Here is a 12,042-nt window from a genome sequence, read left to right as displayed (position 1 = left end):
TGTGTTCCAGCAAGATCCCGAACCGCTCGGCAGTCTCTGGCTGTCCGCACTCGTCGCGCTCCTCCCGCTGGTGGCGATCTTCGTGACGCTGGGTGCCCTGCGCTGGAAGGCGCACTGGGCCGGGCTGGCCGCGCTCGTCGTCGCGGTCGTGGTCGCGGTGGCGGCCTTCGGGATGCCGGTGCACCTGGCCCTGCTCTCGGCCACCGAGGGGGCGGTGTTCGGCCTCTTCCCGATCATGTGGATCGTCTTCACCGCGATCTGGCTCTACCAGCTCACCGTCGCCGCGGGCCGGTTCGAGGACCTGCGCGCCGCCTTCGGGCTGATCTCCGACGACCCCCGGGTGCAGGCGATCATCATCGCGTTCTGCTTCGGCGGGCTGCTCGAGGCGCTGGCCGGGTTCGGAGCCCCGGTGGCGATCACCGGCGTCATGCTGATGGCGCTCGGGTTCTCCCCGGTCCGGGCGGCGGTCGTCGTGCTGCTGGCCAACACCGCCCCCGTCGCGTTCGGCGCGGTCGGCACCCCGATCATCACCGCGGGCACCCTCACCGGGATCCCGTACAACGAGATCGGCGCCGTCGTCGGACACCAGACCCCGGTGCTCGCGTTCATCGTCCCGACGCTGCTGGTGCTGCTCGTCGACGGGAAGCGCGGGGTGCGCCAGGTCTGGCCGGTCGCGCTCGTCATCGGTCTCGCGTTCGCCGTCGCCCAGTGGCTGGCCGCGACCTACCTCTCGGTCGAGCTCACCGACATCGTCGCCTCGCTGGCCGGGCTGGCGGCCGGCGTGGTCCTGCTGCGCTTCTGGCAGCCGCGCGGGGGCGCCGAGGCGATGGAGACGCTGCGCATCGAGCGCACCGCCGACGCACCCGTCGAGGACCCGGGCGGCGACGGCGGCGGGTCCGTCGCGACCGAGCAGCGCACCCTCGCCGAGCGCTCGCAGGCGCTGTCGGTCGGCAGGCTGTTCATGGCCTTCGCGCCGTACCTGCTGATCATCGTGGTGTTCTCGGTGGCGAAGCTGGTCGGCCCGGTGTCGACCTTCCTGACCGGCACCGACCTCAAGATCGGCTGGCCGGGGCTCGACGGACAGGTCCTCGGCGCGTCCGGGGACCCGGTGTCGACCACGACCTACAGCTTCCAGTGGCTGTCCTCGCCCGGCTCGCTGCTGCTGATCTGCGGCATCGGCGTCGCGGTGATGTACCGGCTCGCGCCCGCGACGGCGGTCCGGGAGTTCGCCGCCACCGCGTACAAGCTGCGGTTCGCCTTCCTCACCGTGGCCACCGTCCTCGCGCTGGCCTACGTGATGAACCTGTCCGGGCAGACGATCTCCATCGGCACCTGGATCGCCGGGACCGGCGCGGCGTTCGCGTTCCTCTCGCCGATCCTCGGCTGGCTCGGCACCGCGGTCACCGGCTCGGACACCTCGGCCAACGCCCTGTTCGCGACGTTGCAGCAGACCGCGGCCGAGCAGGCGGGCCTGGACCCGCACCTGATGGTCGCGGCGAACACCTCCGGCGGCGTCGTCGGGAAGATGATCAGTCCGCAGAACCTCACCATCGCGGCGACGGCCGTGGGCATCGCGGGCCGGGAGTCCGAGCTGTTCCGGCGGACGATCCTGTGGAGCGTCGGGCTGCTCGCGGTGTTGTGCGTGCTGGTGTTCCTGCAGTCGACCCCGGTGCTCGGATGGATGCTCCCGACCTTCTGACGCACACCGCCGGGCGCTGCGGAAGGATCGCCCGGGTGCGCCTGACCGTCCTGCCCACCGCCGATCTCGGGCGCGACGGGCTCCGGGCCCTGCGCGCCCTGCTCGACGCCGCGTTCCCCGCCGACGCCGACGGGTCCGGCGGGTTCGACGACGCCTCGTTCGACCACGCGCTCGGCGGGGTGCACGTGCTCGCCGGTCCGCTGCACGACCCGGTCGGGCACGCGGCCGTCGTGGGCCGCCGGCTGCTGCACGACGGCGTCGCGCTGCGCACCGGCTACGTCGAGGCCGTGGCCGTGCGGCCCGGGAGCCAGGGCGGCGGGCTCGGCGGGCTGCTCATGGCCGAGGTGGACCGGATCGTGCGCGGCGGGTACCGGCTCGGCGCGCTCGGCGCGGCCGCCCGCGCCGCGCGGCTCTACCGCAGGCACGGCTGGGAACCGTGGTGCGGCCCGCTCGCCGCGCTCACCCCGGACGGCGTCGTCGACACCCCCGACGAGCGCGGCGCCGTGCACGTCCTGCCCGTCGACGCGCCGCTCGACCCGGCCCGCGCGCTGGTCTGCGACTGGCGCGACGGCGAGCTGTGGTGACGCCCGGGACGCCGGCCCCGGAGTGACGCGGCCGGTTCACCCGGATGTCGGCCAGGAGTCGGGTGATCGTCATCCGGCGCCGGTGGAGTTCACCCGTGCAACTGGCGGTGCTCGACCTGGCGGGTACGACGATGGCCGACGACGGGCTCGTGCTCGCCGGGCTGCGGGCCGGCCTGCGCGCCGCCGGGGTCCGCGTCGACGGTCCCTGCTACCCGGCGCTGGACCGGCAGGCCCGCGCGACGATGGACCGCCCGGTCATGACGGTGCTCGGTGAGCTCCTCGACGGCGACATGTACCGGGCCCGCCGCGCGCACTCCGCGTTCGCCGACCACCTGCACGCCGCGCTGGACGCGGGCCGCGTACGCCCGGTCCCCGGCGCCGCGCAGACCCTCGACGCGCTCCGCGACGCCGGCCTGAGCGTGGCCCTGACCTGCGGGTTCGATCCCGAGCTGCGGGACCGGCTGGTGTCGGCGCTGGGGTTCACCGAGCGGGCGGACATGGTCCTGTCGCCCGCCGACGTCGACGGCCGCGGCCTGCCCGAGCCCGACCTGCTCCACGCCGCGGCCCGGCGGGCCGGGACCGAGCCCTCCCAGGTCGCGGTGGCCGGTGACGCGACCGCCGACATCGACGCCGCCGTCCGGGCGGGGGCGGGGCTCGCCGTCGGGGTGCGGGGCGGGGCGCACGGCGAGCCGCGGCTGCGCGCGGCGGGCGCCGACGCCGTCATCGACTCGGTCGCGGACCTGCCCGCGCTGCTCGGCCTCCCCAGCTGAGCCCGCACGGCGTAGCGTCCGTCCCGATCTTGACCGGTCCGCGGTGACGACGGGCGGCGTGGCCCGACGCACGGTGGCGGTGGCGTCGCTCGGCACGACGCTGGCCCTGGTCAGCTACACCGCGCCGCTGGCCACCCTGGCCCCGATCGCGGCCGACCTGGGCTCCTCGCCGTCGGGGCGCTCCTGGATCCTCAGCTCGATGAGCCTGGGGCTCACCGCGGTGCTGCTGACCGCGGGGACCCTGGCCGACCGGCTGGGGCGGCGCGCGGTGTTCACGACCGGCGCGGTCGTGCTGGCCCTGGCCTCGGCGGGCGGGGCGTTCGCCACCGGCACCGCCGGGTTCGTCGCCGGCCGGATCGGGCAGGGCGTCGGGGCGGCCGCGGTCGTCGCCTGCAGCCTCGCGCTGATCGGGCACGCGCTGCCGCCGGGCCCGCGCCGCTCGGCCGCGACCGGGCTGTGGGGCGCGGCGCTGGCCGCCGGGATCGCGGCGGGCCCGCTGCTCGCGGGCCTGCTGCCGTGGCGGGTGCTCTACCTCGCCGTCGCGGTCGCCGGGCTGGCGCTCGCCGTCGCCGGGCGCACGCTGCTCACCGAGTCCACCGCCGGGCGCCCGCGCCCGGTCGACGTCGCCGGGATGGTGCTGCTCGCCGCCGGGCTGGCGGTGCTGCTCGCCGGCCTCACCGAGGCCCGGCGGCTGCCGGTCACCACCACGACCGTCGTGCTGCTGGTCGCCGGGGCGGTGCTGCTGGCGGGGTTCGTCGTCGTCCAGTTCGTCGTCGCGCACCCGATGGCGGGGCCGGAGCTGTTCCGCCACCCCGGGCTGGTCGCGGCGACGGTCGCGAGCCTGGCCACCGGGCTCGGCATCATCTCGCTGAGCTCCTACCTGCCCGCGCTGCTCGCCCCGGTGCACGGCACCGCCCCCGCGACGGCGGCGCTGCTGCTGCTCGGCTGGTCGGGCACCAGCATCGTGACCGCGCTGCTCACCCGCCGGATCAGCGAACGGGTCACCGGCGGGGTCCGCCTCGGCGTCGGCCTGCTCGTCATGACGGCCGGCCAGCTCGGGCTGCTCGCGACCGGCTCCGGCCCCGGGGCGGTCCTGGCCGCGCTCGTCGTCGTCGGCGTCGGCACCGGGGTCGTGAACGCGACGCTCGGCCGCGAGGCGGTCGCCTCGGTGCCACCGGACCGGGCGGGCACCGGCAGCGGCATCAACAACACCACCCGCTACCTGGGCGCCGCCGTCGGCGTCACGCTGACCTCGGTGCTGACCTCACCGGCGGGCGACGAGCCGGTGCCGGTGCTGCTGGCGGGCTGGCACGTCGCCGTGCTGGTCGCGACCGGGTTCACCCTGCTCGGCGCCCTCGTCGCGCTGGCCTGTGCCCGCTCGGCCGCCCGCACCCCGGTGCCGGCGCCGCAGGGTTGACGGCCGGTGCCGCGGCGAGCAGCGTGCGGGGACGTGACGACCCTGCTGGTGATCGGCTTCGACCCGGCGCGGATCCCCGGGTACGATCCGGCGCCCGTGCTCGCCGCCCTGGAACGGGGCCGCGACGGCTACCGCGCGGCCGGGATCGAGGCGACCGAGGTCCTCGTCGGCCCGGACGGCGAGCTGCCGCGGATCACCGCGGCGCTGACCGCCCGCCGCTACGACTGCGTGCTCGTCGGCGGTGGGCTCCGCACGCCCCCGGAGTGCCTGGAGCTGTTCGAGCGGGTGGTGAACCTGGTGCACCGGCACGCGCCCGGCTCGGTGATCGCGTTCGGCACCTCACCCGTCGACGGCGCCGAGGCCGCCCTGCGCGCGCTGGCCGCCGCGTGAGGGTGGGGGAGCGGGTCGCCGACGCCCTGGCCGGCGGCCGCCCGGTGCTGGCGTGCGAGTCGACGATCGTCACCCACGGCCTGCCCGCGCCGCGCAACCTCGCCGTCGCCCGGGAGGCCGAGGAGCTCGTGGCCTCGCTCGGGGTCGTCCCGGCGACCATCGGGGTGCTCGACGGCGAGGTCGTCGTCGGGCTGACCGACGACGAGCTGGCCCGGCTGGCGACCGCCCCGGACGTGGTGAAGCTGTCCGCCCGGGACCTCCCGGTCGCCGTCGCCACCGGCGCGAGCGGGGGCACGACGGTCGCCGCGACCGCGCACCTCGCACACCGGGCCGGCATCCGGGTGTTCGCCACCGGCGGGCTCGGCGGGGTGCACCGCGGTGCCGCGCGCACCTTCGACGAGTCGGCCGACCTGCCCGCGCTCGCCGCGCTGCCGCTGGTCGTGGTCAGCGCCGGGGTGAAGTCGGTGCTCGACGTCCCGGCCACCCTGGAGCGGCTGGAGACCCTCGGCGTGACCGTCGCCGGGTACCGCACGCACGCCTTCCCCGGCTTCTACGTGGCCGACTCCGGGCACCGGGTCGGGCAGCGGCTGGACTCCCCGGAGCAGGTCGCCACGGCCTGGCGGGCCGCCCGCGACCTCGGCCTGCCCGGGGCCCTGCTGGTGGCGAACCCGGTCCCGGCCGCCGAGCAGCTCCCGCCCGCGCTCCACGACGCCGCACTGGCCGACGCCCTCGCCGCCCTCGACGACGCCGGGATCGGCGGGCAGGACGCGACCCCGTTCCTGCTGGCGCGGGTCCGCGCCGCGACCGGCGACGCCAGCCTGGAGGTCAACGTCGCGGTGTACCGGCACAACGTGGCGCTGGGCGCCCGGATCGCCACCGCCCTGGCCGGGCGGTGACGCGCCGGTGCCGCCTCAGACGACGGGCGTGATGGACCGCAGCGCCTCGGAGCCGCGCACCGCCGTGGTCAGGTCGGCCAGCGCCCGCCCGTGGGCCGCCGCGAGCTCCGCGGACTGCTCGGTGAGGGTGTTGCGGTCCACGTAGCCGGAGTGGTCGAGGTAGAGCCCGGGGGAGAGGACCTGGACGGCGAAGAACCCGGCCAGCACCGACCGGAGCCCGTCGACGGCGAGGAAGTGGTGCCCGCTCGCGCCGGTCAGCACGACCGCGGCCGCCTTGCCCTGGAGCGGGGCGGTCTTCTCGCCCCACTTCCCGCGTTCGGTGGCCTCCAGCAGCGCCCGCAGCGACGCCGTGTGCCCGGCCCGGTAGACCGGGCTGCCGAACACGACGGCGTCGGCGTCGGCGAAGGCCGCGGTGACCTCGGCGACGGGGGTCTGCGACAGCTCGATCAGGGCGGTGTCGGCCCCGGTGCCGGCGAGGATCCCGGCGACGGCGGCGGCCGTGCGCCCGCCCGGCTCCGGGCCCGCGACGACCCCGATGATCCGGCCCGCGGTGCCGCTCACGAGCCGGCCCGCGGGGTGAGGGCGTAGGTGCCGCGGTGGAACAGCAGCGGTAGCCGCTCCGGGTCCGCGCCGAGCGCGTCGACCCGGGCGACGACGATCGTGTGGTCGCCGCCGTCGTACTCGTTCCACAGGGTGCAGTCGACCCAGGCGCCGACGCCCTCGAGGACCGGCGAGCCGGACGGCGCCGCCGCCCAGGTCACCCCGGCGAACTTGTCGACCCCGGAGCGGGCGAACCCGGCGCTGTGGTGCTCGTGGTCCGCGGCCAGCACGTTCACGCAGAACCGGCCCACCTCGCGGATGCGCGGCCAGGTCGAGGACCCGCGGGAGGGCGCGAAGCTCACCAGCGGCGGGTCCAGCGACAGCGACGCGAAGGACTGACAGGTGAACCCGATGGGCCCGTCCGGGCCGATCGCGGTGACGACGACGACGCCGGACGCGAACGCGCCCAGTGCGTCGCGCATGGACTCCGGGGTCACAGTGGGGGTGACCGGGCCGGGGAGGGAACGCGACATGACCCGACCCTAGGCGGGGAAGGTGCGCTCGGCCAATGATCCGGTCCCGGGTGGTGGGGAACACCCCGGGCCGGGGTGCCGCCTCCACCGTGTCGCCGTATCCGTCGCGGAATCGATCCGGTAGAACTCCCCGTGCCGTGCACCCCGAACTCGTGGGGAGCCCCGGGGTGCCCGAGACGGCAACGGCCGGCGGAGCGATCGCTCCGCCGGCCGTCCTTCACCGGGGGCCGGGTGGGGGGACGCCCGGCCGGACCCGGGTCAGCTCGCGTAGGCGCGCAGCTTGTCGGCGCGCTCGCCGACCCGCAGCTTCGACATGACCTCGCGCTCGATCTGGCGCACCCGCTCGCGGGAGAGCTTGAAGGCGCGCCCGATCTGGTCGAGCGTGTGCGGCTGGCCGTCGTCGAGGCCGAAGCGCATCCGGATGACCTTCTGCTCGCGGTCCTCCAGGGTCGACAGCACCCGGCGGAGGTCGTCGTGCAGCAGGCTCGAGATCACGGTGTTCTCGGCGTCGGTCGCCTCGGCGTCCTCGATGAAGTCACCGAGCGGCGCCTCCTCCTCGGACCCGACCGGCATGTCCAGGCTCACCGGGTCGCGGGCGTGGTCGAGCAGGTCCTGGATCTTGTGCTCCGGGATGCCCGACTCGGCCGACAGCTCGGCGTCGCTGGGCTCGCGGCCCTGACGCTGGTGCATGTCCCGCTTGATCCGGGCCAGCTTGTTGACCTGCTCCACCAGGTGCACGGGCAGCCGGATGGTGCGGGCCTGGTCGGCCATGCCCCGCGTGATGGCCTGCCGGATCCACCAGGTCGCGTAGGTCGAGAACTTGAAGCCCTTGGTGTAGTCGAACTTCTCCACCGCGCGGATCAGGCCGAGGTTGCCCTCCTGGATCAGGTCCAGCAGCGGCATCCCGCGCCCGGTGTAGCGCTTGGCCAGCGAGACCACCAGCCGGAGGTTCGCCTCCAGCAGGTGGTTCTTGGCCAGCAGCCCGTCGCGGACGACCGCGCGCAGGTCGCGGCGGTACTGCAGGTCCAGCCCGTCCAGCGTGCCGTCGGCGGCGGCGGTGTCCAGCCGGTGCTGGGCGAACACGCCGGCCTCGATGCGCCGGGCCAGCTCGACCTCCTGCGCCGCGGTCAGCAGTGCGGTCTTGCCGATCCCGTTGAGGTAGACGCGCACCAGGTCCGCGGCGGGGCTCTGGGCGTCGAGATCCTCCGCCACCGCGGCCGCGGCACCGGGTACGGTGGCTTCCAGTGCGGTGCCTCCGTCGCCGTCGGTGCGACGGCGGGAGCTGCGAGCGACCTTGGGGGCGGTCCGCTTCGCGCCGGACGACGACACGGTGGCGCGAGCGGGGGCCTCGGTCGTGAGGCGCGGGCCGGGTACGGCCGGAGCGGTCGTGGTCACCGTCATGTGCATTTCCTCCCCTGCGCGGGCTGCGGCGGGCGATTGATGGGCCTCACCGCTTGCCCTGTACGGGGTCAACGCATCCGTTCCGGGGATCGTTCCCACGACGCGGCCCCGCAGGCCGGGAAATGTGCCTGCTGGGCCATGTCGTCGGTCACATGCAGTTGCGGTTCTCTCAGGGTCCTCTTAGAGAGCGACCCGGCCGGGCGTGCCGGTCAGGGTGCGGGCACCCGCGGGGTGTCCCGCGGGTCGGCCACCGCGCGGACGCTGCTGCGCCGCCGCGACGCCTTGCCCGCCCCGGTGTCCTTCTTCGACGGCACCGAGTGGCCGTAGACGGTCTCCATCAGCACCGGCCAGTCGTGGCGCAGCGCGTCGCGGCCCATGAACAGCCCCAGGTGGCCCGCGGTCGCCGTCCGGTAGGTGACGTCCGCGGCCGGGGTCCCGACCTTCTCCGCCGCGGCGAACAGCTGCGGGGCCGGGGTGATGTGGTCCGCGGAGCCCGCCAGCAGCAGCAGCGGGCAGTCGATCGCCCCCATGTCGACGGTCCGGCCGTCGACGGTGAGCGTGCCCTTGATCAGCCGGTTCTTCCAGAACAGGTTCTCCACCAGCCACAGGTAGAACGCGCCGGGGATGTCCTGGGTGTACTTGAACCAGTCCTCGAACACCCGGTAGCGCTCGACGTGGGTGGGGTCGTCGATGTTCTCCAGCAGCTGCAGCTGCCGCGAGATCTCCGACTGCGGCTGGATCGAGATGAAGTTCGACAGGACCGCCGAGCCCGGCATGTTGCCGCCGCCCGCGGCGACCAGCGCCTTGTACGGCGCCATCCCCATCGTCCCCGCCATCAGCCGCGTCGAGGCGGCGATCACCGACTCGCCGGCGTGGAAGTCGATCGGCGCCCCGGCCAGGGTCAGGGTGTTCACCCGGTCCGGGTGCAGCGCGGCGTAGATCGTCGCCAGCCAGCCGCCCTGGCAGTCGCCCACCAGGTTCGCCTTCCCGCCCATCCGCCGGATGGACCGGTCGATCACCTCGAGGTAGTCGGTGATCGTGACGTTCTTCGTCGACGTCGTGGCGGGCCGCCAGTCCAGCGCGTAGACCTTCGTCAGGCCCGAGGCGCGGATCATGGCGATCTGGCTCTGCTGCGGCGAGTAGTCCACGACGGTCGAGGAGTGCCCGGCCTGGGGCGGCAGCACCAGGGTGGGGACCACGTCGTCGTCGCGGTGCTCGGCGGCGGTGAAGTCGCGCAGCGACGCGAACGGCGTCGACAGCACGACCTCGTTGGCCAGGTGCCAGGTCGGCTCCCGCCGGTCGGCCATCGCCGAGATCCACAGCAGCCCGCGGCGGGCGGCGTCGCCGGGCCGGGCGATCCGCTGGACCGCGTCGATCCAGTAGGCACCGGTGGCCCGGCCGACCTCGGCCACCACCTTGGTCAGGTTCCGGGTGTTGTACGACACGAGGTACCGGAGGGGGTCCGGCCGGTCGTCGCTCCCGGTGGCCGCGGCCACGGGGGTGTCGGGAAGGGCACGCGGTCCGTGCTCCCTGGAGGGTGCGGACCGTCGGGTGATCGCCGTGCTCATGGGCCTCTCCCATCAACTCTGATGACCGGGGGCTATCCGGGTTACCGAACGGTAAAACGCGATCGGTATGTCAAGCAAGCGCTGGCCTACTCCGCAGTAGTGCTTGCTTCGCTTAGCGCAGGTGAGAGGCCTTACAGCAATCCGGGGCTGCCTACCGGTGAGTACGCGGTCACCATGAGTCCATCCCGTTGCGTCTCCCGTTCCCTGAGGGAGCGCGGGAACCCAGGCACGGAGACCGAACCGGCCGTCAGGAGTGACGAACAGTGACCACGCAGCCCGTACCCCAGCCCGAGTCCGAGAACGGCAGCGCCGCCGCGTCGAACCAGGCCGCGGAGGTGCTGCGACGGCAGGCGGCGGGTCTCGTGCGGGACCTGCGCGAGCTCGCCAGCCCCGAGGGGCTCGCCGCGAAGGTCGACCCGGTCGGCTTCGGCGGGGCGCTCGGCGAGGCCGCCCGCTCGCTGGTCACCCGTCCCGGCGCGGTGCTGCGCACCGGTCTGGGCTTCGGCGTCGACTCGGCCAAGGCCGTGTCCGCCGCGGCCGCGCGCGCCGTCGGCGGGACGACCACCGGTCCGGCGTCGCTGCCCGAGAAGGACAAGCGCTACGCCGACCCGGCCTGGGAGGGCAACGCCTGGTACTACCTGGCCCGCCAGGAGCACACCCTGCTCGCCGACCGGCTGACCGAGCTGTCGCAGGCCGCCCGCGTCTCGCCGACCGCGCGCCGCAAGCTGGACTGGCTGGTCGGCCAGATCGTCGAGGCGCTGGCCCCGCCGAACACGGTCGTCACGAACCCGGCCTGGCCGAAGAAGATCGTCGAGACCGGCGGGCTGAACATCGTGCGGGGCGCGCGCAACATGCTGCGCGACGCCGTGCAGAACCAGGGGATGCCGCGCCAGGTCACCCCCGGCGCCTTCCAGGTGGGCAAGGACCTCGCGGTCACCCCGGGCCACGTGGTCTTCCGCAACCGGCTGATCGAGCTCATCCAGTACGAGCCGCAGACCGACAAGGTCCACGAGATCCCGCTGCTCATGAGCCCGCCGTGGATCAACAAGTACTACATCATGGACCTCGCGCCGCAGAAGTCGCTGGTGGAGTGGGCGGTGCAGCACGGCCACACCGTCTTCATGATCAGCTACCGCAACCCGGACTCGTCGCTGGCCGACGTGACGATGAGCGACTACCTGCAGGAGGGCCCGGTCACGGCCCTGGAGGTCGTCCGCGAGATCACCGGCCGGGACAAGGTGAACGTCGCCGGGCTCTGCCTGGGCGGCGCGCTGTCCGCCGCGATGACGGCGTGGCTGGAGGCCAAGGGTGACCAGCGCGTCAACTCGCTGACCCTGATGAACACGCTGCTCGACTACTCCGGCCCGGGCCAGCTGGGCGTGTTCACCGACGAGAAGACGGTGAACCGGCTCGAGCGGAGCATGCGCAAGGACGGGTACCTGCCCGCCACCAGCATGAAGACGACCTTCGACCTGCTGCGGTCCACCGACCTGGTCTGGAACTACGTCGTCAACGACTGGATGCTCGGCGAGGACCCGAAGCCGTTCGACATGCTGACCTGGAACTCCGACTCCACCCGCATGCCGGCCGCGATGCAGACCGAGTACCTGCGCACGCTGTACATGGAGAACCGCTTCGCCGAGGGCAAGCTGGAGCTGGCGGGGGAGCGGCTCGACGTGGCCGACATCCGGCCCGACAGCTACATCGTCACCGCCGAGTCGGACCACATCGCGCCCTGGAAGTCGGTCTACACCGGGGCGTCGAAGCTGGGCGGCACGGTGCGGTTCGTGCTGTCGAACTCCGGGCACATCGCCGGCGTGGTCAACCCGCCGTCGCCGAAGTCGCGGCACTGGTTCGGCGAGAGCGACGACCTCCCGGCCCGTGCCGAGGACTGGCGCGACGACGCCACAGAGCGCAAGGCCTCCTGGTGGGAGGACTGGACGCCGTGGATCGCCGAGCGCGCGGGCAAGGAGGTCGCGGCGCCGAAGAAGATCGGGTCGGACGCGCACCCGCCGCTGGAGCCCGCTCCCGGCCGTTACGTGCTGCGCGGCTGAGCCGCCGGCCGGACCCCGCCGCCGCCCCGGTGATCACCGCTGGTCACCGGGGCGGCGTCGTGTCCACGATGGACGGTGATCCGTACTGTCCACTGTCGACACTGCATCGGATGCGTGCGCAACCGCCGTCCGGCGGGGAGAATGCGTCGCCATGGACCGCGTACGTTCTGTGCCCGCGCGCCGGCGACCG

General features: G+C 74.2%; 11 protein-coding genes. 7 read left to right on the top strand and 4 right to left on the bottom strand.

Annotation, left to right across the window (positions count from 1 at the left end):
- The first annotated feature begins 1 nt into the window (after position 1).
- The 6 genes from KPL60_RS09425 (at position 2) to KPL60_RS09400 (ending at position 5,756) form a co-directional block, all read left to right on the top strand.
- Complete coding sequence (locus KPL60_RS09425) at positions 2 to 1,699, top strand: L-lactate permease (protein ID WP_226365567.1); 1,698 nt, start codon at positions 2 to 4, stop codon at positions 1,697 to 1,699.
- Positions 1,700 to 1,734: 35 nt separating this feature from the next.
- A complete protein-coding gene (locus tag KPL60_RS09420) occupies positions 1,735 to 2,283 on the top strand; it encodes a GNAT family N-acetyltransferase (protein WP_224402818.1) in 549 nt (182 codons plus the stop codon).
- A 95-nt stretch (positions 2,284 to 2,378) separates the two neighbouring features.
- Positions 2,379 to 3,053 carry an HAD family hydrolase gene (locus tag KPL60_RS09415; protein ID WP_226356370.1) on the top strand — a complete coding sequence of 225 codons (675 nt, stop codon included), beginning with the start codon at positions 2,379 to 2,381 and terminating at the stop codon, positions 3,051 to 3,053.
- Positions 3,054 to 3,111: 58 nt separating this feature from the next.
- The gene (locus KPL60_RS09410) at positions 3,112 to 4,470 is read left to right on the top strand and encodes an MFS transporter (RefSeq protein ID WP_226365566.1); all 1,359 of its coding nucleotides are present in this window, start codon (positions 3,112 to 3,114) and stop codon (positions 4,468 to 4,470) included.
- A gap of 33 nt (positions 4,471 to 4,503) precedes the next feature.
- The gene (locus KPL60_RS09405; RefSeq protein ID WP_226365565.1) at positions 4,504 to 4,860 is read left to right on the top strand and encodes a hypothetical protein; all 357 of its coding nucleotides are present in this window, start codon (positions 4,504 to 4,506) and stop codon (positions 4,858 to 4,860) included.
- On the top strand, positions 4,857 to 5,756 hold the full coding sequence (locus KPL60_RS09400; protein WP_226365564.1) for a pseudouridine-5'-phosphate glycosidase: 900 nt from the start codon (positions 4,857 to 4,859) through the stop codon (positions 5,754 to 5,756). The genes KPL60_RS09405 and KPL60_RS09400 overlap by 4 nt, the downstream gene beginning before the upstream one ends.
- A 15-nt stretch (positions 5,757 to 5,771) precedes the next feature.
- Here the strand turns inward: KPL60_RS09400 and KPL60_RS09395 are convergent, their stop codons facing one another.
- From KPL60_RS09395 to KPL60_RS09380, 4 genes are all read right to left on the bottom strand, one after another.
- A complete protein-coding gene (locus KPL60_RS09395; protein WP_226356374.1) occupies positions 5,772 to 6,317 on the bottom strand; it encodes an NAD(P)H-dependent oxidoreductase in 546 nt (181 codons plus the stop codon).
- Positions 6,314 to 6,829 (bottom strand): flavin reductase family protein, encoded by a 516-nt coding sequence (locus KPL60_RS09390; RefSeq protein WP_226356375.1) that lies wholly within the window; start codon positions 6,827 to 6,829, stop codon positions 6,314 to 6,316. Before KPL60_RS09390 ends, KPL60_RS09395 begins: the two co-directional genes overlap by 4 nt.
- Positions 6,830 to 7,087: 258 nt before the next feature.
- Positions 7,088 to 8,236, bottom strand: coding sequence for a sigma-70 family RNA polymerase sigma factor (locus tag KPL60_RS09385; protein ID WP_226356376.1), 1,149 nt, complete (start codon positions 8,234 to 8,236; stop codon positions 7,088 to 7,090).
- 203 nt (positions 8,237 to 8,439) lie between these two features.
- Positions 8,440 to 9,798, bottom strand: a complete 1,359-nt coding sequence (locus KPL60_RS09380) for an alpha/beta fold hydrolase (RefSeq protein WP_226365563.1) — start codon at positions 9,796 to 9,798, stop codon at positions 8,440 to 8,442.
- Between the two features lie 263 nt (positions 9,799 to 10,061).
- Here KPL60_RS09380 and KPL60_RS09375 point away from each other — a divergent pair, with 263 nt between their 5' ends.
- Positions 10,062 to 11,852 (top strand): alpha/beta hydrolase, encoded by a 1,791-nt coding sequence (locus KPL60_RS09375; RefSeq protein WP_226365562.1) that lies wholly within the window; start codon positions 10,062 to 10,064, stop codon positions 11,850 to 11,852.
- Positions 11,853 to 12,042: the final 190 nt, after the last annotated feature.

The sequence above is a fragment of the Pseudonocardia sp. ICBG162 genome (genome assembly GCF_020496225.1).
Lineage (GTDB): Bacteria > Actinomycetota > Actinomycetes > Mycobacteriales > Pseudonocardiaceae > Pseudonocardia > Pseudonocardia alni.
The sequence above is the reverse complement of the archived record's forward strand: the minus strand, read 5'-3'. Positions and strand labels throughout refer to the sequence as shown.